This window comes from Aquimarina longa SW024, assembly GCF_001401755.1.
Classification (GTDB): Bacteria; Bacteroidota; Bacteroidia; order Flavobacteriales; family Flavobacteriaceae; genus Aquimarina; species Aquimarina longa.
This window is the reverse complement of sequence record NZ_KQ474100.1, coordinates 365,353-390,255: the sequence shown is the minus strand read 5'-3', so window position 1 is coordinate 390,255 and position 24,903 is coordinate 365,353. Positions and strand designations below refer to the sequence as shown.

Annotated in this window: 21 protein-coding genes; 15 read left to right on the top strand and 6 right to left on the bottom strand. The window is 30.0% G+C overall.

Annotated elements, in window-relative coordinates:
• The first annotated feature begins 306 nt into the window (after positions 1-306).
• From N456_RS14215 to N456_RS14195, 5 genes are all read left to right on the top strand, one after another.
• Positions 307-1,464 (top strand): M14 family zinc carboxypeptidase, encoded by a 1,158-nt coding sequence (locus N456_RS14215; protein ID WP_062058500.1) that lies wholly within the window; start codon positions 307-309, stop codon positions 1,462-1,464.
• A 73-nt stretch (positions 1,465-1,537) separates the two neighbouring features.
• Positions 1,538-2,017, top strand: coding sequence for an Lrp/AsnC family transcriptional regulator (locus N456_RS14210; protein WP_062058495.1), 480 nt, complete (start codon positions 1,538-1,540; stop codon positions 2,015-2,017).
• Positions 2,018-2,175: 158 nt separating this feature from the next.
• Entirely contained in the window at positions 2,176-4,764 is a 2,589-nt protein-coding gene (locus N456_RS14205; protein WP_062058492.1) for a phosphoenolpyruvate carboxylase, read from the top strand.
• Positions 4,765-4,889: 125 nt separating this feature from the next.
• Positions 4,890-5,402 (top strand): DinB family protein, encoded by a 513-nt coding sequence (locus N456_RS14200; RefSeq protein ID WP_062058489.1) that lies wholly within the window; start codon positions 4,890-4,892, stop codon positions 5,400-5,402.
• A 3-nt stretch (positions 5,403-5,405) separates the two neighbouring features.
• A complete protein-coding gene (locus N456_RS14195) occupies positions 5,406-5,783 on the top strand; it encodes a hypothetical protein (RefSeq protein ID WP_062058487.1) in 378 nt (125 codons plus the stop codon).
• Between the two features lie 9 nt (positions 5,784-5,792).
• Here the strand turns inward: N456_RS14195 and N456_RS14190 are convergent, their stop codons facing one another.
• Positions 5,793-6,437, bottom strand: a complete 645-nt coding sequence (locus tag N456_RS14190; protein ID WP_062058484.1) for an alpha/beta hydrolase — start codon at positions 6,435-6,437, stop codon at positions 5,793-5,795.
• A 161-nt stretch (positions 6,438-6,598) separates the two neighbouring features.
• On the opposite strand from N456_RS14190, the gene N456_RS14185 reads away from it, so the two are divergent.
• The 7 genes from N456_RS14185 to N456_RS14160 all read left to right on the top strand — a co-directional run bounded on the left by N456_RS14185 (position 6,599) and on the right by N456_RS14160 (position 12,303).
• Positions 6,599-7,021, top strand: coding sequence for a PaaI family thioesterase (locus N456_RS14185; RefSeq protein ID WP_062058481.1), 423 nt, complete (start codon positions 6,599-6,601; stop codon positions 7,019-7,021).
• Between the two features lie 4 nt (positions 7,022-7,025).
• Positions 7,026-8,114 (top strand): chorismate-binding protein, encoded by a 1,089-nt coding sequence (locus N456_RS14180; protein ID WP_062058479.1) that lies wholly within the window; start codon positions 7,026-7,028, stop codon positions 8,112-8,114.
• 55 nt (positions 8,115-8,169) lie between these two features.
• Positions 8,170-9,897: a 2-succinyl-5-enolpyruvyl-6-hydroxy-3-cyclohexene-1-carboxylic-acid synthase gene (gene menD / locus N456_RS14175; protein ID WP_062058477.1), complete on the top strand. Its 1,728-nt coding sequence runs from the start codon at positions 8,170-8,172 to the stop codon at positions 9,895-9,897.
• A 103-nt stretch (positions 9,898-10,000) separates the two neighbouring features.
• Entirely contained in the window at positions 10,001-10,345 is a 345-nt protein-coding gene (locus N456_RS14170; protein WP_062058474.1) for a DUF2853 family protein, read from the top strand.
• A gap of 111 nt (positions 10,346-10,456) precedes the next feature.
• The gene (locus N456_RS14165; RefSeq protein WP_062058471.1) at positions 10,457-11,290 is read left to right on the top strand and encodes a CvfB family protein; all 834 of its coding nucleotides are present in this window, start codon (positions 10,457-10,459) and stop codon (positions 11,288-11,290) included.
• A gap of 229 nt (positions 11,291-11,519) precedes the next feature.
• Positions 11,520-11,693, top strand: coding sequence for a hypothetical protein (locus N456_RS24885; RefSeq protein ID WP_205410274.1), 174 nt, complete (start codon positions 11,520-11,522; stop codon positions 11,691-11,693).
• A gap of 100 nt (positions 11,694-11,793) precedes the next feature.
• Entirely contained in the window at positions 11,794-12,303 is a 510-nt protein-coding gene (locus tag N456_RS14160; protein ID WP_062058468.1) for a ferritin, read from the top strand.
• A gap of 128 nt (positions 12,304-12,431) precedes the next feature.
• Here N456_RS14160 and N456_RS14155 read toward each other — a convergent pair whose 3' ends face one another.
• Positions 12,432-12,854, bottom strand: a complete 423-nt coding sequence (locus N456_RS14155; RefSeq protein ID WP_062058465.1) for a hypothetical protein — start codon at positions 12,852-12,854, stop codon at positions 12,432-12,434.
• Between the two features lie 159 nt (positions 12,855-13,013).
• On the opposite strand from N456_RS14155, the gene N456_RS14150 reads away from it, so the two are divergent.
• From N456_RS14150 to N456_RS14140, 3 genes are all read left to right on the top strand, one after another.
• A complete protein-coding gene (locus N456_RS14150) occupies positions 13,014-13,856 on the top strand; it encodes a 1,4-dihydroxy-2-naphthoyl-CoA synthase (RefSeq protein ID WP_062058462.1) in 843 nt (280 codons plus the stop codon).
• Between the two features lie 177 nt (positions 13,857-14,033).
• A complete protein-coding gene (locus tag N456_RS14145) occupies positions 14,034-14,867 on the top strand; it encodes a hypothetical protein (RefSeq protein WP_062058459.1) in 834 nt (277 codons plus the stop codon).
• A gap of 37 nt (positions 14,868-14,904) precedes the next feature.
• On the top strand, positions 14,905-15,507 hold the full coding sequence (locus N456_RS14140) for a hypothetical protein (RefSeq protein ID WP_062058455.1): 603 nt from the start codon (positions 14,905-14,907) through the stop codon (positions 15,505-15,507).
• A gap of 132 nt (positions 15,508-15,639) precedes the next feature.
• Here the strand turns inward: N456_RS14140 and N456_RS14135 are convergent, their stop codons facing one another.
• The 4 genes from N456_RS14135 to uvrA all read right to left on the bottom strand — a co-directional run bounded on the left by N456_RS14135 (position 15,640) and on the right by uvrA (position 24,774).
• The gene (locus N456_RS14135) at positions 15,640-18,054 is read right to left on the bottom strand and encodes an alpha-ketoacid dehydrogenase subunit alpha/beta (RefSeq protein ID WP_062058452.1); all 2,415 of its coding nucleotides are present in this window, start codon (positions 18,052-18,054) and stop codon (positions 15,640-15,642) included.
• 196 nt (positions 18,055-18,250) lie between these two features.
• The gene (locus tag N456_RS14130) at positions 18,251-21,082 is read right to left on the bottom strand and encodes a gluzincin family metallopeptidase (protein ID WP_240315535.1); all 2,832 of its coding nucleotides are present in this window, start codon (positions 21,080-21,082) and stop codon (positions 18,251-18,253) included.
• Positions 21,083-21,229: 147 nt separating this feature from the next.
• The gene (locus N456_RS14125; protein ID WP_062058449.1) at positions 21,230-21,919 is read right to left on the bottom strand and encodes an LOG family protein; all 690 of its coding nucleotides are present in this window, start codon (positions 21,917-21,919) and stop codon (positions 21,230-21,232) included.
• A gap of 20 nt (positions 21,920-21,939) precedes the next feature.
• Positions 21,940-24,774 (bottom strand): excinuclease ABC subunit UvrA, encoded by a 2,835-nt coding sequence (gene uvrA / locus N456_RS14120; RefSeq protein ID WP_062058446.1) that lies wholly within the window; start codon positions 24,772-24,774, stop codon positions 21,940-21,942.
• Positions 24,775-24,903: the final 129 nt, after the last annotated feature.

Genomic DNA, 24,903 nt, shown 5'->3' with positions numbered 1-24,903 from the left:
TAAATAGGGTATTTAAATATTAATCTTTTTATTTAAATAAAGCAGTCTATTTAATTGATATGTAATTAATTGCTTGCTAATATTTATGTAATTATAATTATATGTTAATTAGCTGTATACATTTATAAACAGCATTTAACTATAGTTTACATAAGTAATTAAACTCTTTAAATCAGTTTGTTTACAAATGTAATCTATGTAAGTTTACATCTGTAAATACAATCTCTATTTACAAATGTAAATACTAGAGTAATTGTTATGATTCCTCAATAAACTACAGTAATTTCGTAGTTACTAAACTTAGTTATGGATATAAATACATTACAAAAATGGTATAATACATACAAAGAACATTCTTTATATGGTCGTTATATTAACCTAAATCATATAAACCCTTTATTAGAGTTATTATCTTCAAAAATAGAAAGCCAAGAAATTGGTCTTTCAGAAAACAATGCTCCAATACATCTATTGAAATTAGGAAAAGGATCAAAAAAACTTTTATTTTGGTCTCAAATGCATGGTAATGAAAGTACTACTACAAAAGCAATTTTTGATCTTTTAAACCTCCTAACAGACCTGTCAAATGATGTAACTAAAGAAGTTTTAAAAAAATGTACGTTATATATTATCCCTATATTAAGTCCAGACGGAGCAAAAGCATATACTAGGCTTAACTATAATCAAGTAGATCTTAATAGAGATGCACAGCAAAAAACACAGAAAGAAAGTATATTGTTTAATAACTTAGTTCATCATGTACAACCAGATTTTGCTTTTAACTTACACGGGCAGCGTACTATTTTTAGTGCAGGAGAGACTAATTATCCTGCTACAATGTCGTTTCTGTCTCCTGCGAGTGATTCTGAACGCTCAATAACCCCTGATCGTAAAATTGCAATGGAGATTATAGTTCAAATGAATAAGGTATTACAAAAAGTTATTCCAAACCAAGTTGGGAGATATGATGATAGTTTTAATTTAAATTGTCTAGGAGATACATTGGCATATCATAACATACCTACGATATTATTCGAAGCGGGACATTATCCAAATGATTATGATCGAGAAATAACTAGAGAGCACGTATTTTATTCATTAGTAACCTCGATTCATTATATAAGTACCACTCATATTACCGGGAAAGATTATGAAAACTATTTTTTAATTCCAGAAAATGAAAAATGTTTTTATGATGTGATCATCCGAGATGTCATTTTAAAAGGCAAAAATGTAGATATCGCTGTTCAGTATACTGAAAAATTGAATGAAAATAAGGTAGAATTCACTCCTATAGTTGCTAAAATTGGTAATCTTCAAAAATTTTATGGTCACAAGGAAATTATAGGAGAAAAAAGGGCTATACATAACGAAAACGTTACAGTAGAGATAGTTCCAGAGGGTGAGTTGTTAAAATTTTATCTAAATTCTGAATTATTCTTAATAGAATCAATAAAAAGTTGAAATAAAATGTGTGAATACTTTATTTTTCTGCTAAATTTGTAATTAAATAATCGGGAAAATAATCAAAAACACTATGGCAAAGTTTAAATTAGACGAAGTTGATCATCAGATTTTAGATATGCTGATCGAAAATACTCGTACACCGTTTACTGATATCGCAAAAAAATTATTGATTTCTGCAGGTACAGTTCATGTACGAGTAAAAAAAATGGAAGAAGCAGGTATTATAGAAGGTTCTTCATTAACATTAGACTATAAGAAACTGGGATATTCATTTATAGCATATGTTGGAATTTATCTTCAAAATACTTCACAAACTAAATTTGTTTTACAAAGGATAAATGAAATACCACATGTAACTGTAGCACACATTACAACCGGTAAATTTAATATTTTCTGTAAAGTGAGAGCTAAAGATACCAATCACGCCAAAGAAATCATCTTTCAATTAGATGATATTGATGGAGTATATCGTACAGAAACTATGATTTCTTTAGAAGAAAGTATCAATGACAAGAAACGTTTGATGCATTCTATTTTTCAAGAATTATAAAGGGAACATACTTTTTAATATAATAACCACCCCCTTTAAGTATTTCTCTTAGGGGGTTTTTTTACATAAAATGAAGACTTTATTGTGATACGTAGTTATAACCAAACTATTACAAATAAGTTACATATTAACCAATTAAATTAGTACCATCACCACAAATGGCTAGAAAACCAAAAATCGAACGCTTTAATGAAAGCGTTCTTGCAAAGTATGAGATATACAATAGTATATTTATTACATTACCTTTTGATAGTATAAGCAATACAGGAGTTTTGTTACCACTCTTTAAAGAAATATGTGAAAAAGGATATGATCAGCATAAAAACCCTACAGAAATTGTAGAAGATTTTTTTAACTCATATCAGAACAATCCATCATCTAAAGAAAAACATGATTTGCTATTTCGATTTATTCAATATATCGAGCGTCAGGTCGTATTATTTGATGCTATTGAAGACGCAGCTTTTCCTATTGTTAATAATATGGATGGTAGGGGAACTTTACGAAGTATTAAGGAAGAAGCGCAGGCAAAAGGACAGCTAGATGAGCTTAAGGAGTACTTAAGACGTTTTAAAATTCGTCCAACCTTAACAGCACATCCTACCCAATTTTATCCCGGGACGGTACTTGGAATCATCCATGATTTAGATGCTGCTGTCAGAAATAATGATTCAGCTATAATTAAAAAATTATTAGCTCAGTTAGGTAAAACTGCATTTTTTAAAAAAGAAAAACCTACGCCTTATGATGAAGCTGTAAGTTTAATTTGGTATCTAGAAAATGTATTTTATCATTCGATAGGAAAAATATATAATTATATTCAGCAAAACATATTCGAAGGAGAAGATCTTGAAAATGACTTGATAAATTTAGGATTCTGGCCAGGAGGAGATAGAGATGGAAACCCATTTGTAACTACAGAGACTACATTAAAAGTTGCAAAACGATTACGTAAAACAATTTTGATAAATTACTATCGAGACATACGAGCTTTAAAACGTAGAATTACCTTTGGAAACCTTCAGGATAAAATTACCATTTTAGAAAACGCATTGTATGATAATTTTTATTATGCAAAAACGGCAGAACCCTTATCTATAGATACATTAATGAATGGGTTACTAGAAATTAGAGAAGAGCTAATAGCAGAGCATCAATCCTTATTTTTAGAAGATCTACAAGATTTAATTAATAAAGTAAAGATTTTTGGTTTTCATTTCGGAACATTAGATATTAGACAAGATTCCAGAATCCATCATAAAGTACTTACAGAAGTAGTACAAAAAACCAATCAATTAGAATTAGGAATTTTTCCTGATAATTATGAGTCTCTTTCAGAAATAGAACAATTAGAAATACTTTCTAAAATTAAAGGAAAACTAGATCCATCAATCTTTGAAGAACAAGATATCACAAGAGCTACTATAGAATCGATATATGCTATAAAAACAATTCAGAAAAATAACGGAGAGCGTGCAGCTAACCGTTATATTATTAGTAATAATGGTAACGAGCTTAATGTAATGGAAACTTTCGCTTTGATACGATTATGTGACTGGGAACTTCCAACAGTAGATGTGATACCTCTTTTTGAAACAGTACCTGATTTACAAGTTGCTCATCAGGTAATGGAGTCTTTATATAGCACTCCTGTCTATATGGAGCATTTGAAGCGTAGGGGAATGAAGCAAACTATTATGCTTGGTTTCTCTGATGGGACTAAAGATGGAGGGTATCTCATGGCTAACTGGGGGATTTTTAAGGCTAAAGAAGCATTGACCGAAATTTCTAGAAAATATGATGTGAAAGTTGTGTTTTTTGACGGTAGAGGAGGACCTCCTGCACGAGGAGGAGGAAACACTAATCAATTCTATGCATCTCTAGGACCTACTGTTGAAGATGAAGAAATACAATTAACTGTTCAAGGACAAACGATTAGCTCTAACTTTGGAACTTTAGATTCGTGTCAATATAATCTAGAACAGCTATTAGGAGCAGGAGTGCAAAATGAATTGACAAGTAATGAAGAAAATCTTTTTTCTGTTGAAAACAAAGCAACAATGCAAGAGCTTGCAGATATAAGCTATCAGACGTATGTAGATTTTAAGAATCATCCTAAGTTTCTTTCTTATTTAGAACATATGAGTACGTTAAAGTATTATGGTAAAGCTAATATAGGTAGCCGTCCATCTAAAAGAAGTAAAAGTGCTACTCTTGATTTTGGGGATTTAAGAGCGATTCCATTTGTGGGTAGTTGGAGTCAATTAAAACAGAATGTGCCAGGGTTCTATGGAGTAGGTACTGCAATAAAAGAATTTGAAGATCGAGGAAATTTTGATAAAATAGTTTCATTATATAAAGAATCACCTTTTTTTAGAGCATTAATAGGCAATAGTATGATGAGTCTTACTAAATCATTCTTTGAGTTAACATCATATATGAAAGAAAATGAAGAATATGGAGCATTCTGGGATGTTATTCATGAAGAATACCTATTGACTAAGCGATTATTATTAAAACTAACAGGATATTCTGAGTTAATGCAAAATGAACCTTCAGGAAAGGCTTCTATTGATATTAGAGAAAATATTGTATTGCCATTACTTACAATACAACAATATGCATTAAAGAAAATTCAGGAATTAAATGCTAGTGAAAATCCTAACCCAGAAGAGCTATTGGTTTATGAAAAAATGGTAACCAGATCTTTATTTGGTAATATTAACGCTAGTCGTAACTCGGCATAATTTTTATAAAATACTGTTAAGAATACTTAGTAATGAGATTGGAATTATTAAATTTCAATCTCATTCTTGATTAAAGTTTATAATTTCAATAGACTAGACTTATTAATTTATTATCAGATATAGTTATGTTATCACAATTAAAAAAAGAAGAGTATAACCCATATTTTGCTACCTATATTTCTAAAGCTTCTCATACTAATATAATAGAAGGGTTAAAAAATAGTAGGCAAGAGTTTGTTGACTTTGTAGAATCAATTCCTGAAGAAAAATTTCTTTATGCATATGCAGAATCTAAGTGGACTATTGCCGAGGTAATACAACATATCATTGATACAGAGCGTATTTTTTCATATCGCGCATTACGTTTTGCTAGGAATGATAAAACACCTATTATGGGGTTTGAACAAGATAACTATGTTCCTTACTCAAATGCTAATGAATATAGTAAAGAAGAATTGATAACAGATTTTGAGTCCGTAAGAAATAGTTCTATCTCTTTATTTAAAGGATTTACAGAAGATATGCTTACAAGAATAGGTGAAGCAAGTAATAGCCCTATGAGTGCCCGAGCAGCAGGATATATCATGGTAGGACATCAGAAGCATCATTTCGAAGTTATCAATGACCGATACTTATAAGGAATGACAGAAGAACAGATAGCACATTATTATCTCTCTTATTTAGAAAATAGTGAAACCTCTAAAATAATTAAATTGTTTGCCGATAATGGAGTAGTAGAATCTCCATTATACGGTATCATGCCTGCCGATAAATTCTATAAAGTTTTAGCAAATGATACTACTACTTCAAAACTTAAATTGGATGGATTGTTTTTTGAAAATGGTAGAAATCGAATTTCACTTCTTTTTGATTATAGTTGGGAGCTAAAAAATGGAAAAAAAGTAGTGTTTAAAGTCGTAGATATTATTGAATTAGATTCTAAAAATAAAATAGAAAAACTTACTATAATCTATGATACTGTACATAGTAGAGTTGCCATTGAAGAGTTAAAGAAGTAGTTCTAAAATTTAAAACAGATTAACTAGAGTTTTTGGATCTAGTTCATGTCCGCCTTGATGAGTTCTAAATTCAATTTGTGGTAATATCTCTTGTACCCGAACTTTTTCTGCATTAACTTTTTCTATTTCAAAATAAGGATCGTTTTCTCCTAAAATATGAGTAACCCTTGTTTGATTTGTTAGAAAAGAAAAATTTTCTTTAGAAAGTTCTTTTGGGAAACCTCCAGAAATTAACACTAAAGCATCACAGTGTATAGTGCGACTAGCAATCCATCGGCTAGCAATACTTACGCCCTGTGAATATCCTAATACAACTAATTTAGTATTATATTTTGTTAATTTTTCTGTAGATACAATAGCATCGATATATTCCAATACATTTTTAGTCTCTAGAGCAGTGTTTTCTCTAGTTAACCAGCTAGAACCTACTCTTCTATAATCTTCCCCTTTATAATATTTTGAAGGCGCCTGTGGAGCAATAATGTAATTTTCCTTTTTATCAAAACCTTCAAATAATCGAATAAAATAACGACTTAGATATCCAATACCATGAAAAACTAACCAAACTGTTTTAGTACTCTCATTCAGATTATTTAAGGTAGAATATGAATTCGTAGTATGATATGAAATTTCTTTTTCAGTAGTAGTACTCATTAGATATTAGATAAAAATATTGTATTAAGCTTAGAAAATGATAAATAAATTTATGACTGCAAGATATCTCGATTTTTTGTCCTAAAAAAATTGAAATTACCAATAACATAATATAATTTTATTAAAGGCATTGTATATTTTTGTTTTAAAATTTAGAGAATATGAATTTGACAGAAGAAGAAATACTACTGCAATGTGCTAAAATGTGTAAAAATACACTTATGGAGACATTAGAAATCTCTTTTTGTGAAGTAGGTAAAGATTATTTGGTTGCCAAGATGCCTGTTACCCCTAAGGTTCATCAACCAGATGGAGTATTACATGGGGGGGCTATGGTAGCCTTAGCAGAGAGTGTAGGCAGTGCGGCATCTTTTATTTTTCTAAACGCTAAAGATTTTTATATAAGAGGAATAGAAATTTCTGCAAATCATGTAAAAAGCATCAAAGAAGGTTATGTGTTTGCTAAAGCAGAAATTTTGCATCAAGGGAGGACTACTCAGCTATGGGATATTAAAATACGAGACGAAGAAAAAAACCTTATCTCGATAGTTAAATTAACTACTATCGCTCTTCCTAAACATTAGAGGTATGAACATAAATGATGTTTATACTAAGATCCAAACACAATTAGAGCAGCAATTGCCTTTTGTAGTATATAGAAAAGCTAATTCTAATAAACTGAAAGCATTTTTTCAAAAAAATAATGAAGTACATACTATAGAGGAGTATTCTACTTCAGGTTTTATTTTTGCACCGTTTGATAGTGCTAATCAAACAATAATTATCCCTTTAGATAAATCAGAATATTATAATGTTACAATCCCTGAAGAAAATGCATTAGAACATAAAAAAAATATAGCTACTATAGAAATAAAAGAGCAAGCTTATGAAAAAGAAAAACATGTACAACTTGTAAAGAAAGGTATTAAAGCAATAACATCAGGTGCTTTTAAAAAAGTAGTATTATCAAGAAAAGAAGAAACTTTAAAACCAAACTCTCTTACGAATCTTCAAGTATTTCAAAATTTGATTAAATACTACCCAAAAGCTTTTGTGTATTTCTGGTTTCATCCTAGCATAGGTACATGGATGGGGGCAACTCCAGAAACATTACTTAGGGTATCAAATAATAATTTTTCTACAATGGCTTTAGCAGGTACACAGCCTTACACAACTACTTTAGATGTAGATTGGGGAGTTAAAGAAAAGGTAGAGCAAAAAATAGTTACTGATTACATAGTCAGTAGGTTATCTTTAAAATTTAAAACAGTTCAGTGTTCTGAAACATATACTTATAAAGCAGGTACACTATTGCACCTTTGTACCGATATTAATGGTGTTTTCGATCATACGGGGGGCTCTACGATAAAAGATATTATTGATGTTTTGCATCCAACGCCAGCAGTTTGCGGGCTTCCTAAAGATGAAGCTAAATCTTTTATTTATAATAACGAAAAATATGACCGTAAGTATTATACAGGTTTTTTAGGAGAACTTAATATAGATATAGAAGGCGTACTCCAGACCAATATATATGTAAATTTACGTTGTATGGAAATAAAAGAAGATATAGCAATTTTGTATATCGGTGGTGGAATTACAAAAGATTCTAATGCAGAAAAAGAATGGGAAGAAACGATTAGAAAAACAGAAACAATGAAAAGAGTTTTGTTTTAAATTACTTATAAAAACCTATTGTAAATTCGTATGATATTGTAATTTAGCCACTCTAATGAAGAAACGCTTATATTCAAAAATTCCTTTAGCACAATCTATTATTACTTTATGTGAAGTAAAGGGAATTAGACATATTGTTATTTCACCAGGATCACGTAATGCACCACTCATTATAGGTTTTAGCGAGCATCCTGAGATGAACTGTTATAGTATTGTAGATGAACGATGTGCTGCATTTTTTGCTTTAGGGATTGCTCAGCAACTTAAAAAACCCGTAGCATTAGTCTGTACTTCTGGTAGTGCACTATTGAATTACTATCCTGCTATTTCTGAAGCATTTTATAGTGATATCCCGTTAGTTGTTTTAAGTGCAGATAGACCTATAGAAAGAATTGATATTGGAGATGGACAGACGATTAGACAAAAAAATGTGTTTAATAATCATATTTTATATTCAGCAAACCTATATTCAGAAGTAGTTGCAGAAACACCAATAGAAGATGCTAAAGTACTCCAAAAACAGCATGAAGCACAGAAGCATAATGAAAGAGAAATTAATCTAGCATTAAATAAGGCAATAGAAAAGAAAGGACCTGTACACATTAATATTCCTTTTTATGAGCCATTATATGATAAAATAGATCACCCTACGATTATCTCTAAAAATATTCCTATTGAGACTCGTAACTATCAGTTTTCTGATAGGTTACAATCTAAAATGTCTGATCAATGGAATCATGCAAAACGTAAAATGATATTGATAGGTGTAAATTCACCAGAAGCAATTGACCAAAAGTGGATATCACATTTTGCAAATGATTCTTCTATTTTGGTATTAACAGAAACTACATCAAATATTCATCATACGTCTCATATTAATTGTATAGATCAATTAATTTCTACATTAAATAAAGATGAATTAGAAGCATTACAACCTGATATTTTGATAACTATCGGAGGAATGATCGTTTCTAAACGAATTAAAAATTTCTTAAGACAATATCAACCAAAATCACATTGGCATATCGATTCAAAGAAGGCATATGATACATACTTTTGTCTCACTGAACATATAAAATTAGAGCCAAATTCATTTTTCTCCCATTTTTTAAGTACTACTGTAACATTTGTAGACAGTACTTATAAACCCTTTTGGACTTCTATTAGGGACGAAAGAAGAGTAAAGCACGCGATATATCTAGAACAAGCCGATTTTACAGACCTTAAAGCATTTGAAACTATTTTTAAAAAGATTCCGGATAATCAAATGATACAGTTAAGTAATAGCTCTACTGTTCGTTATGCGCAATTATTTACATTAAACCCTACTCTTAGAGTATTTTGTAATAGAGGGACTAGTGGTATTGATGGTAGTACATCAACAGCTATTGGAGCCGCATTAGCATCAGGAATACCAACTACTTTAATAACAGGAGATTTAAGCTTTTTTTACGATAGTAATGGTTTATGGAATGAATATATTCCTTCTAACTTTAAGATTATTTTGATTAACAATGAAGGAGGAGGGATATTCAGAATTTTGCCTGGTAAAGAAGAAAGTAGTAACTTTAGTAAGTATTTTGAGACAACACATCATCTTACAGCTATGCATTTAAGTAAAATGTTTGGTTTTGAGTATAGAGTAGCACATGATCTTGATGAGTTGACCTATGGAGTTGAGAAGATCTATCAAGACAATAAATTACCCCAATTGTTAGAAGTTTTTACCCCTAGAAAAGAAAATGACAGTACTTTAATCGATTATTTTAAACATTTTGTCTAAAATTGATGTTTTAATATAATTTATGGCTAAATTGATTACTTATAATTAAGCTATATTTGATATACAGATTAAAATAAACTAAAAACCTAAAAACACTAACTCTATGAGTAAAAGAGATGAATTAATCACTAAGTATGCAGCGGATATTAAAGACAAAATAGGTGAAACTCCAGATATGGATCTTCTAACTAAAGTTACTATTGGCTGTGGTCCTTCAATTTATAATGCTGATGCTGCTACTGTAGCAGGTAGTGATCAAAGTGAATTAGATACTGTAAGAAAAAACTTTTTGATCAAAAAATTAGGACTTTCAGAAGGACCAGAACTAGATAAAGCTATTGCTTCTGTAATGGAAAAATATGGTAAATCAAATCGTAATAAATATAGAGCTGTTGTTTATTATCTTTTAGCAAAACATTTTGGAAAAGAATCTATATACGATAAATAGATATTAATTAGTATCAATAAAAAAAGGTGCTCTTTTTTAGAGCACCTTTTTTTATTGAAATCTATGAGTAGCAATACCGATAAAAAGGTATATTTGCGAAAAATATAACATATGCTAGAACTAGGTAGATATAATACTTTAGAGGTTGTAAGAGAAAGAGATCAAGGAATATATCTCTGCGATGAGGATGGAAATGAAGTTTTGTTACCAAATAAATACGTGCCAGAACAATTTATGATAAGAGATACTATAAGAGTATTTGTATATCTAGATAGTTCAGAACGAATTGTAGCTACTACTTTAGAGCCTTATGCCACTGTAAAGTCCTTTGCATACTTAAAATGTACAAATATATCAGAAGTTGGTGCTTTTTTAGATTGGGGATTAGAAAAAGATCTTTTTGTTCCTTTTAAAGAACAAGCTTCTAAAATGAGAGTAGGGAGTTGGTATCTTGTTTATGTATACTTAGATGAAGAAACGAATAGATTGGTTGCATCTAGTAAAACTAATAAGTTTCTGGATAATACTTTAGTGTTATTATCATCGTATGACGAAGTTAACCTTATAGCATCACATCCCTCTCCACAAGGGTGGAACATGATTGTAAACCAAAAACACCTTGGTTTAGTTTATGGAGATGAGATTTTTCAAAAAATCACACCTGGAGATGAATTTAAAGGGTATGTTAAAAAAGTTCGCCCCGATGGAAAAATAGACCTTACACTACAGCGACATGGTTTTAGAAGCATTGAACCTAATGCAAAGGAAGTTTTACGAGAATTAAAAGCTAGTGGTGGATTTATAAACCTGAATGATAAATCAGATCCTGATGACATTAAAGAAGTTTTTCAATTAAGTAAGAAAAGTTTTAAAAAAGCAATAGGATCTTTATATAAAGACAGAATAATTAGTATTGAAGAAGATGGAATACGTTTGGTAGAATAGGGGAAGAAACCTAAGTTAAAAGAGACGTTAATTTTTTATTTATTTTATTTGGATCAAATCTAAATAAAAACTATTTTAGCCATCTCTAATTATGGAATTACTATTTGCTTCAACATATTACTCGTCGTATCAATCCTCAACAGAGCGATGTTTTTATATTAACTTTGGCCATAAAACAGTTAGAGTTACTTTCTGCCAATTACTGAGCTTACGATATAAAGCTAAACAAATGTCATCGTTTGAGTATATAGATAATTTATTAAATCATAATGACACTGTATTATTATCATTATGTGATAAAGAACATTTAATTTTATTAGATACATTAAGAGTGCTTGATTTTATAGATCTTATGAAAGGAACATTTGCAATGATAGAACTAAATGCTGCATTAGTATCATAAATAGCTTAATTAGTTATTAGATTTAGACTTACTATAAATAGAGCGTTAGTTGAGATTTATAGCCAGATTTTCTATACTTTTATTAAAAATATTAGAAAAAATGGAAAATCTAACAAGACAAGAAATAAGCATTAATCTAGAAGTAATGGATATGCTTAATGCGCAAATAGAGAAAGAACAAAAAGCATCCTCATTATATTTGGCAATGGCTTCTTGGTGTGATCAGAGGACACTTGTTAATAGTGCTTCTTTTTTTTACAAACAAGCAGAAGAAGAAAGAGAGCATATGATGAAAATCTTTAAGTTCATTAATGATGCAGGTGGATCAGCCTATTCTCCTAATGTTTCGAATATAACTCACGAGTTTTCTTCTCTTAGAGAGATTTTTGAAACTACATTAGATCATGAAATAACAGTTACACAATCTATTTATAAAATTGTAGCAAAATGTAGACAAGTCAATGATTTTGGTTCTGAGAATTTTTTGATGTGGTTTGTAGGAGAACAACTTGAAGAAGAAGAAACAATTAAAGATATTTTGGATATGTTTGATTTATCAGAAGGTATGCCACTGCAATATATTGATGAGAGAATCCCTGTTGGAAAATAATAAGTTCTAATTCTTTTAAAAAAAAGTAAGTACAGTTTTATCTGATTTTACTGATTTTAATCAAAACAAACCACTATGTACTAAAAGTACATAGTGGTTTGTTTTGATTAAGCTGATGATATAATCTATTAGTAATAAATTGGTCTTCTAGTAGCAGGGCAGAAGAAAGAATTGCTATATGAACTAGCATCTTTATAAGCAGTATTTTTTATACCATTAGTATTGATGTTTGGATTATAACCATTACTCTGTATTGTAAAACTAGAAGTTTTTGGTTTTGATACTACAATATTGTATCTTGATGTATCGTTTTGTTTTTTTGATGATGTAATCATCATCATTGAAGAGTCATCTCTTAAAGCCTCTTGTCGTAAATCTATATCTAAATTTACTTCAAGCAATTGATATGTAATAGTATTATTTTCTTTTTTGTGGAGGACTAATGGAGCACTTAACTGTTCCCATTCTATATGGATAGTTTGTATACTATTTTCTTGTCCATATGATAAGAAACTAATGCTTCCAATAAAAAGTATTAAAATAAATCTCATTGTAGTAAATGTAATGCCAATATATGTAAAGTTATCAAAAACTATGCTAAATTCTTTTTTAAATTTAAATAAAATGAAGGTTTAAGGTATTTCTATTATAAATGATATAGTTTGATATCTTATATTGTATTATTTTTGAGCATACAAAATAAAAAAATAATGAGTTCAATAGATTGGAAAACTGTAAAAGAGTACGAAGATATCACGTATAAAAAATCTGGAGGTATTGCACGTATAGCATTTAATAGACCTAATGTGCGTAATGCATTCAGACCAAAAACAACAAGTGAGCTTTATGATGCATTTTATGATGTTCAGGAAGACACATCTATAGGAGTTGTTTTACTTTCAGCAGAAGGTCCATCTACAAAAGATGGTGTATATAGTTTTTGTAGTGGAGGAGATCAAAAATCTAGAGGGCATCAAGGATATGTAGGAGATGATGGTAGACATAGATTAAATATTTTAGAAGTTCAGAGATTAATTAGGTTTATGCCTAAAGTAGTGATCGCAGTAGTACCAGGATGGGCTGTCGGGGGAGGACATAGCCTACATGTGGTGTGTGATCTTACACTAGCGAGTAAAGAACATGCTATTTTTAAACAAACTGATGCAGATGTTACTAGCTTTGATGGAGGCTATGGTTCTGCTTATTTGGCAAAAATGGTTGGACAAAAAAAGGCACGTGAAATTTTCTTTTTGGGTAGAAATTATTCTGCACAAGAAGCTTATGAAATGGGAATGGTAAATGCAGTAATACCTCATGGGGAATTAGAGGACACTGCTTATCAATGGGGAAAAGAGATTTTGGAAAAATCTCCTACCTCAATTAAAATGTTAAAATTTGCAATGAATCTTACTGATGACGGCATGGTAGGGCAACAAGTTTTTGCTGGGGAAGCAACACGATTGGCTTATATGACTGACGAAGCAAAAGAAGGTAGAGATGCATTTCTCGAAAAAAGAAAACCTGATTTTAAGGACATCAAGTGGATGCCTTAAGTATTTAGTTTATTGTAATTTTTATATCCTATTTCTATACTGACTAGACCTCAATATGGAGCATACAGCCTGTGTTTATTTTTGATGTGGTTTTTTTATAATCAACATTAATAATAGACATGTTTGAGGGCATGCATTATTTTGAAATTGAATTGGAATTATTTACTGTATAAGAAAATGAATAAAAAAGAAGGGAAGCTTTTATCATTATATTATCAGATAGAAAAAACAGATGTAAAACAACAGCGATTAGAAGATCGCCTGATTTCTATTTCTAATGATTTAAAAAGAAACAAAAACATACGTAATTTTTACTTTGTATTTATTATAATTTTAATGCTGTTATTAGCTATAGGAAGCTATTATGTGTTCTTAACTCAACAAGAAGGGAGCAATGAAATTATACTACCTGAAGAAGAACCAAGTAATGTTAATCAACTTTTATTAACAAATGATTCACTGAGAAAAGAAGTGATGGAGCTTAGAACAAATATTTCTGAATATAAAAGTAAAAAGACGTTAGATTATATAAACAGTATAGATGATGGTAAAAATTCTAACAAAATGAGTACAATTATTCATCGTAGTAAAACAGGAAGAGCAGATGTTATCAGTCCTAGAAAATCTAAATATAAAAAAGTATACTGCTATGTAAATAAAGTATATAAAAATAATGGAGTCATATTTATAGAAACTGACAATATAGAATACTATCAAGGTAAAAAAGCAGTTAAAAAAGCCAAGGAATATGGTAAGGCTGAGTATGATATAGATAAAAATGGAGATACATTATATTTTTTATATAATAATTATTATATTCATAATCAACATGCTAGATATCGAAATTTAGAATTAGATGATAATATAAAAATAAAAGTTAATGGTATTAATCAGATTTCTAATGGTTTTCCATTAACAGCTTTTAAGAAAGTTATTACTGATAAACCTATTTTAGTTTTAGAAATAAGTAATGGAGTCGTTTATAAAATAACAGAACAGAAGCTTCCATAAAGTGACATATTTTAAACCTTATTAACCCCCCTATACAATGAAGGTTATTGAAGATGAAGATCTTTTATCATTACATGATCAGATAGAAAAATCTGAAATTAAACAAAAGCGACTAGAGGATCTTCTTGATAAAGAATCAGAGAAGTTAAAAAAAAGTAAAAAATCAAATAGAATCTATGGAATATTTTTAGGTGTTCTTTTTATAGTAACTATTTTTTTTATTTTTAATGCATTTTATTATAAAAAACATTTGCCACAGAATAATATCGTTGAACTTTCTTTGATAAAAGAAGAATTAGAGTCTGCTCAGGAAGAATTAGAAAAATTAAAAAAAGAAAAAATAAACCTTAAAGAAATTAGCAATTTATATCTTTATAGAAAATTAATTAATAAGGATACAGTATACTCTGTTCAACTAAAAGCTTTTTATTCTAAAGAGGTTCCTCTTATTTCAGAAAAATACATTAATGCTCTTATTTATAGTGATACTTCATACTATAAAATGAGTTTAGGAATTTTTGAAACACTATCCGAAGCTCAAGTTTTTAGAAAAACATTAATAACTTCTGGTTTTAGTAAGAAAATTTTTGTCATCTCTTATAAAGATGGAAAACGAATTAAAATAGAAAACTTTCAATAAATATACTCGTCACTAAAATAAATCTATTATAGTTGTGTATTCGGTAAATATATTTCTTTAAAAAAAAAGAGTTCACAAATTTTAAAAAAACTTCTGAACTCTATAGTATTATTATAATAGATAAAATTTTTATTATCTCAATTGTGGATACTTATTAGGATCTGTTTCATTCATGATAACATATACTTTTTCAAAAATATCTTCTGTAGATGGTTTACTAAAGTAGTCTCCATCAGTTCCAAAAGCAGGTCTATGTGGTTTAGCACTTAGGGTTTGTGGCTTACTGTCTAAGTATTGGTATATATTTTGTTCATCAATTAATTTATGTAAAATATATCCTGTAGCACCACCCGGAACATCTTCATCAATGATCAATAGGCGATTTGTTTTAGCTACACTTTTTACAATATCGTGATTTAAATCAAAAGGAAGTAAGGATTGAGTATCGATTACTTCTGCATTAATTCCTACTGATAATAATTCTTTTGCAGCTTGTTCTACTAGTCGTAATGTAGAACCATAAGACACTAAAGTAATATCTGTTCCTTCCTTCACTGTTTCAACCACTCCTATAGGAGTTCTAGTTTCGGATAAATTAGACGGCATTTTTTCTTTTAATCGATATCCATTAAGACATTCTACGATTAATCCAGGCTCATCACTATCCATTAATGTATTATAGAATCCTGCTGCTTTAGTCATATTTCGAGGAACCAAAATATGAATACCTCTTAATAAATGTATGAGTCCTCCCATTTGAGATCCTGAGTGCCATATTCCTTCTAATCGATGTCCTCGTGTTCTTATGATTAAAGGAGCTTTTTGTTTTGCAAAAGTTCTATATCGTAATGTTGCAAGATCATCACTTAATCCTTGTACACAGTATAATATATAGTCTAAGTATTGGATTTCTGCAATAGGTCTGAGACCTCTCATAGCCATTCCTATTCCTTGTCCGATTATTGTGGCTTCTCGAATTCCTGCATCAGAAACTCTAGTTTCTCCGTATTTTTCCTGAAGCCCTTCTAACCCCTGATTTACATCACCAATTTTACCACTATCTTCTCCAAAAATAAGCGTTTCGGGGACTCTATTAAATAATTCATCAAAATTATCTCTAATAATAACTCTACCATCAACTAACTCTGCATCTTCGTTATAGAGAGGTTTTACCTCTTTTATGTGAATAGCACTAGATTCACTATCATTATATAGATGAGCACTATATTTTGGTTGAGTAGTATTGATATAAGTATTTACCCAATTCTGAAGTGTTGATTTTTCAGTAAAATTTTCTTTAGTAATATGTCTTAATGCTTTTCTTGTAGCTTCTAAAATATCTTTTCGAATAGGTTCATCTTTAGCTTCTAAAGTATTGATTAATGGAGAGATAAAGTTTTTATTTGTACTTTTTACCTCTACAGACTTAAGAATAGCAATAGCATCTTTTTGCTCTGATTTGATCTCGGATAAATAAGAATTCCAAGCTCTGGTTTTTCCTTCTCGTACTTCTTTTTTTGCAGTTTTTTCAAAATCTAACAACTCTGCTGCTGTAGCAATATCATGTTCAATAATCCATTCTTTAAATTTTTTATTGCAATCATGTTCACGTTCCCAGTTTAATCGTTCTTCATTTTTATATCTTTCGTGCGATCCAGAAGTAGAGTGTCCTTGTGGTTGTGTTAATTCTTTTACATGAATAATAACAGGAATATGTTTTTCACGAGCTAATTTTTCTGCTTTCTCATATGTTTCTATCAATGCTGCATAGTCCCATCCATTAACTTTAAAAATCTCATATCCATTATGAGTATCATCTCGTCTAAAACCTTCTAGAATAAGTGATATATCTTCTTTAGTAGTTTGGTGTTTAGCGTGGACAGATATCCCATATTCATCATCCCAAACACTAACAACCATAGGTACTTGTAATACACCACCAGCATTTATAGTTTCCCAAAATAATCCTTCGCTAGTACTGGCATTTCCGATAGTACCCCAAGCTATTTCATTTCCTTTAATTGAAAAATTAGAACCATTAGTAATTCCTTTTTCATTACGATACACTTTTGATGCTTGTGCGAGTCCTAACAATCGAGGCATTTGACCAGCAGTAGGGGAGATGTCTGAACTTGAATTTTTTTGTTGTGTTAGGTTTTTCCATGTTCCATCTTCATTTAAGCTATGTGTAGAAAAATGTCCTCCCATCTGTCTTCCTGCAGCAAAAGGCTCTTTTACAATATCCGTATGAGCATATAAACCTGCGAAGAATTGTTCTATACTATACTTATCAATTGCCATCATGAACGTTTGATCTCTATAATATCCTGATCTAAAATCTCCATCACGAAAAACCCTAGCCATGGCGAGCTGGGGTAGCTCTTTTCCTCCTCCAAAAATTCCAAATTTTGATTTACCAGTTAATACCTCCCGTCTTCCAAGCATACTACATTCTCGACTAACCAAAGCAATCTTATAATCTCTAAGGATTTGGTTTTTATATTCTTCGAATGAAATATTAGATGAAGTAACGGTATCAGTTTGCATGTGAACGGAATTTTGTTTTAATAGATTGCAAATTTAATTAAAATACTGACCATTTGCAAGGCGCAAACTCTTAAATTTATTGAGTATTATTCATTAAAAACCGTTTTTCATTGAACTATTATTGTTTTTGAACCTTATTTTAAAAGTTAATTAACAAATGTTTAAAAATTTCACATTTATTGTTTTTAAATATATACTAATACCATTCTCTTGTAAAAAGCTTTATTAATGTTTCAGGACTTAATGTTATTATAAATCGTATTCGTTCATTATAATTTTGTTGTGATATTTCCCATCCGTTATTAGAAACTACAGGGAAGAATACTTCAAAATAATCTGCCACTAAACTTAATCGTACTCCTGCATCGTATACAAATTTAGAAGAGATTCCTTTGCTTTTAATTATTCCTACATCACCATATGCATAAATCCAATTCCATATGTTAGTGTTAGCGTTTAGAGTAGTAATCCATTGATTAGAATACGGATATTTAAGTTTTGATTTAAATCCGCCTTCTGCTAAAATAATTTGCTGACTTACAAGTCCTGTACTTTCACTACGACCTAAGTAGTTGTAATCAAATAAATAATCTGTAGGTCTGTCTAGAGCAAAGCTAAAGAAATTACCATCTTTTTCGGTATCATTAAATATAAAAGATCCAGCAAATAAGCGTAGATTTAATTGCCTATTATTAATAAATAATTTTCTGTAATTTATAGCAGTTGATATTTTACTAAAGTTTTTTGATATTTGATAATCAACAGAATACCCTATAAAATCAGTAAGATTAAAATCTGTATTTTTATATCTTATATTAAATATATTATAGTTAGGAGTAGGAACTTTCCTTTTTTTATTTTGTTCTCTAAAAACATTTACATTCCTTAACGTTAATTTTTGTTTCTTATTTGATCTAAGGTCTTTGGGTCTAAAAAGAAAATTTACAGACGATGAAAGTTTTCTAAACAATAGGTTAGGAGCATAGCTGTACATGCTAGCTTTCATTCCATATTGTATTTGATATAGATCATATTCTGATACTTGATGTCTATATAGTATTGCTGTGGATCCCAGTAACTTATTAGAGTTGAATCCATAGGCAGGAGATATATTATATTCAAAATTCTTTCTTATAAACGATCTATTATAAAATTTGGAGGCTATTGTAAAACCATCATACACATTAAATTCAAATTCTGGAATAAAGAATAATTGATTATATCTGGGGTCTTCAGCATCTTGTAAAAATCTAAATTGTAGTGGTTTATTGAATATCCATTTTAGATTTTTATGATTATTACGTCTATTTACTTCTGGTATATTTTGATCATAATCTAATACCAGTTTACTAATATCTTGATTAGCAATCTTTACAGTTTTAGTATTCTTAATATCTGTAATCCAAGTTTTAGAAACTATATTTTTTTTTCTTAGCCCATAAAGAGAAACTGGCATCGAATTATCTCCTTTATTTTTAATCGTAACTTCAATAGAATCAGTTGTCTTTTTTACTGATTTTATTTTAAAATCTAGCTTTTTATTAGTTTGTACAAAATCTTCGAAGAACCATTCGATATCTTTTGTTGCTAATGAGGTAAGAATTTCTCTGTATGTATTGGAGTTGGTATACTGCAATACATTTTGGCTATAAAATTCTTTAATACTTTGATCAATAATGGTATCATCACCCAGATAATCTTCTAAATATTTAAATCCTACTCCTGCTTTATAGGCATTCGCAATGTTTCTATTAAATTTTATTAATTCATCTTTTGGTTTTGATAAAGGCTGATCCAGAAATAGTCTGATCATGTTTTTATACCCTAAAAAATATTGATCATTAAAGTCGAGATCGGCAATATGAAACCATCGTATGCCAATAATATTACTAAGCTTACCAATCAGTTTCATTTTTGGATAATACTTTTTGGTATACGACATCATTAGATGAATCTGTATAGCATCTCGTATCCAAATATCTTGTCGTGGGTTTATTAGTAATGTTTTTTCGAGATAGTATTCTGTTATTGCTTTTAGTTGTTTGATCTCGTATTGAAAACCATCAGGAAATGGTCTTAGAATATCGGGTAATTGATTTAATCCATATACAGGATTTTTTTTATAATCACTCTCAGAGATCATAATTTTATCAAAAGGATAGGCTCCTAATCTTTCATTTAAGAACCTAATGATTCTACCTGTTGCAATTGATTTCATCTCAGGTAATAAATCAACATTATTTATATTGCTTATAAACTCAATTCCATTATTTTGAAAACTATAAAAGGATGATACTTTCTCTATGTACAGATTTACTTCATTTCTTTTATTTCCTATAAGAGAAATCGTTTTTAGATGTTCATTAGTAGGTATAGGGTCATTTTTTTGTTCTAAGTCACTTATGATAGTATATGCTGAAGGAATTGTAAAACTCACTTTATAATTAGCTATAGGAGCGTATAAATCATCTTGATTTTTATGACTATAAATATTCCATTTTGTATCGTACACTGCAGGAATAATATACCAATATTTTAGGCTAAAATTTCCATTTTCGTTATACCCATATCTGGTAAACTTATCACTAGCTACTTTGATTTTATATTTAAAAAGCAAGGTTTGGCTTTCTCCAGGGAAAATAGGAGTAGGAGTTGTAACCCATATAATATCCTGAATTCCATTATGTCTTCCCCATTCTAACGATTGTTTTTTTGAAGTAGTAATATTTTGGATGGTTGTACTTCCTCGTTCTTTATCTTTTGCAAAATAAAAACGCTTCATAAAATCTTCGTTAAACCTTTTACCAAGAGGTGTGGTTTTATTAGAAAAACTATTGGCCCAATCATGAAAAAATAATTGTGTAAGAGTATCTTTTGATGAATTGGTATATGTAATTTCTTGCTCTATTGTTATAACCTTTTTTGGGATATCCAAATTAGCATTTATAACTATATCATGCTGAGCGGATACTATAGTAGTAAATACAAAAAAGATAATTATAGTATTATATATTTTTATAATATTCAATTTTAAAATTTTGGTTAAAGAGGTTATAATATAAAAACAGGGAAATGTGTTATGTCCCTATTTTTTTTTGTTAAAATACTAAAAAAATATAGTATAATAGATCGCTTAGGTTTTACTATATACTAACTGATTATGTAATTAAATGTTTCAAAAATTAGGGCTTAAATTATATTCTGTATAGAACTTATCTAAAATTGTTAATACTTCATCCGGAGTGTCTACAACATGAATAAGATCTAAATCTCCAGCGCTTATGTTTCCAAATTTTTCTAACAATGTACTTTTAATCCAATCGATTAATCCTCCCCAAAACTCAGTACTTACCAATATAATAGGGAATTCTCCTATTTTTTTTGTTTGTATGAGTGTTATAGCCTCAAATAATTCATCTAAAGTTCCGAATCCTCCTGGCATTACTACAAATCCTTGAGAGTATTTTACAAACATTACTTTGCGAACAAAGAAATAATCAAAATCTAGGCTTTTATCTCTATCGATATATGGGTTATCATGTTGCTCGAAGGGTAAATCTATATTTAACCCAACAGAAGTACCACCGCTAAGATGAGCTCCTTTATTACCGGCTTCCATGATACCAGGTCCTCCTCCAGTAATAACACCATATCCGTGATCTACAATTTTTTTAGCTACATCTACGGCTAATTTATAGTATTTATCATCTGTTTTTGTGCGGGCAGACCCAAAAATAGATACGCAAGGACCTATTTTGCTCATTTTTTCAAATCCATTAACAAATTCTCCCATGATCTTGAAGATTGCCCATGAATCATTTGTTTTTATTTCATTCCAACCTTTATGGTGCTGTTCTTTTCTCATAAAACTCTAATTCTTTAATTTTAAATACCTAATTCTTTCTTTAAAAACTTTGCGGTATAACTTTTTTTATTTTTTATAATTTCTTCAGGAGTTCCTTTGGCTACTATTTTCCCTCCATTTTTTCCTCCTTCATATCCTATGTCAACAATATAATCTGCCATTTTAATAACATCTAAATTATGTTCAATAATCAAAACAGTATTTCCTTTATCGACTAATTTATTTAAAACGTCCATTAAAACACGAATATCTTCAAAATGAAGTCCTGTTGTGGGTTCATCAAGGATATAAAATGTATTTCCGGTATCTCTTTTTGACAGTTCTGTTGCTAATTTTATACGTTGCGCTTCTCCTCCGGACAGAGTAGTCGATTGTTGCCCTAGTGTGATATATCCTAAACCTACATTCTGAATTGTTACTAGTTTTCTATAAATTTTAGGAATATGCTCAAAAAACGTACATGCGTCATTGATTGTCATTTCTAGGACATCAGCAATTGATTTTCCTTTATATCTAATTTCTAAAGTTTCTCTATTAAAGCGTTTTCCTTGGCAGGTTTCGCACTCAACATATACATCTGGTAAAAAATTCATTTCTATAACTCGTAATCCTCCTCCTTTACAGGTCTCACATCTTCCTCCAGTTACATTAAAACTAAATCGTCCTGGTTTATATCCACGAATCATCGCTTCAGGTGTTTTAGAAAACAGGCTTCGTATTTCAGAAAAAACGCCTGTATATGTAGCAGGGTTAGATCTTGGAGTTCGACCTATTGGAGATTGATTTATATCAATTACTTTATCAGAATGCTCCAAGCCTTTAATAGTCTTATAAGGCATTGGTTTTTTAACTCCATTAAAATAATAAGCGTTTAAAATGGGGTAAAGTGTTTCATTAATAAGTGTAGATTTTCCACTTCCAGAAACTCCAGTTATTGCTATCATTTTTCCTAAAGGAATATCAATAGAAACATTCTTTAAGTTATTTCCTGTTGCTCCTTTTAAAGAAATTGATTTTCCGTTACCTTTTCTACGTTTTGCAGGGACTTTAATTTGTTTTTTACCGCTTAGATATTCTGCGGTTAGCGTATGGTGTCGTTGCAATTCTTCTGGAGTACCCTCACTAATAATTTCTCCACCATATTTTCCTGCTAGGGGTCCTATATCAATTACATGATCAGCTCGTTCGATCATATCTTTATCATGCTCTACTACAATTACAGAATTACCGATATCTCGTAATTGAAGTAGTGAATTGATTAGTTTTTCATTATCTCTTTGATGTAAACCAATACTAGGTTCATCCAATATATATAAAACTCCAACTAACTGAGATCCTATTTGAGTAGCAAGACGTATACGTTGTGCTTCTCCTCCGGATAGTGATTTACTACTTCTATTTAAAGAAAGATAGGTAAGTCCTACATCTATAAGGAATTGAAGTCTTGTATTAATTTCTTTTAATATTTCTCCAGAAATTTTATATTGCTTTTCATTTAGGTGTTTAGGCAATACTTTAAACCATTCAGAAAGCTCACTAATATCCATTGTAGCTAGTTCTGCAATATTTTTTTCATGTACTTTAAAATATAAAGATTCCTTACGTAACCTAGATCCGTTACATTCAGGACACTCAATATTATCCATAAAATCTTTAGCCCAACGTTTTAGTGAAGTAGAGTCATTGTTCTTATAAGTATTTTCTATAAAAGTAGCAATACCTTCAAAATCAATTTTATATTCTCTATTAACTCCTAAGGTTTTGCTGTTTATATTAAATTTTTCTTTTCCTCCATAAAGAATAATTTGCATTGCTTCTTCTGGGATTTTATGTATAGGGTCACTTAATTTAAAATCAAAACGCTGTGCAATTAATTCTAATTGTTTAAAGATCCAGTCTTTTTTTTGAGTTCCTTGAGGAGCTAAACCTCCATTTTTAATAGATTTAGTATCATCTGGGATAATTTTTTTTAGATTCACCTCATATAGATTACCAATACCATTACATTTTGGACAAGCACCTTTTGGTGAATTAAATGAAAAATTATTGGGTTCTGGATTAGGGTATGATATTCCACTAGAAGGGCACATTAAACTTCTACTAAAAAAACGGACTTCTTGGGATTCTTGCTCTATTACCATTAATACATCATCTCCATGATACATTGCTGTATTAATGGTTTCCATAAGGCGTTTTGAATTATCCTGATCTTTGGCAACCAGTATCCGATCAATAACAATCTCAATATCATGAGTTTTATATCGATCTAGTTTCATACCCTTAGTGATATCTTTAATTTCTCCATCGGTACGTACTTTTACAAATCCTTGTTTAGCGATTTGTTCAAATAATTCTCTATAATGCCCTTTTCTAGAGCGTACTACAGGGGCAAGAATATTTATTTTTTTTCCTTCAAAATCTTTTAAAATTAGATCTTTTATTTGTTCATCACTATAACTCACCATTTTCTCACCACTAGTATAGCTATATGCAGTACTACCTCTAGCAAATAGTAATCTTAGAAAATCATAAATTTCGGTAATTGTTCCTACGGTACTACGCGGGCTTTTACTAGTAGTTTTTTGCTCTATAGCAATAACAGGAGAAAGACCATCAATTTTATCAACATCAGGACGTTCTAATCCTCCTAAAAACTGCCTTGCATAGGCAGAGAAAGTTTCAATATATCGCCGTTGCCCTTCTGCATATATAGTATCAAAAGCCAAAGATGATTTCCCTGACCCTGATAATCCAGTAATAACTACTAATTTCTCACGAGGTATGGTAACATCTATGTTTTTTAAATTATGAACACGTGCTCCTAAAACCTCAATATTTTCTTTTGATACGACCATAATTTTTAAACCAAGATTGCAAATGTAGGTATTTGATCGCGTTTTGTGAAATGACTAGTTTAGCTTTATATTAAAAAGCTGTTATATAACTTTTTTTATGAAGTAAAATTACCAATTATCTATTGCTCA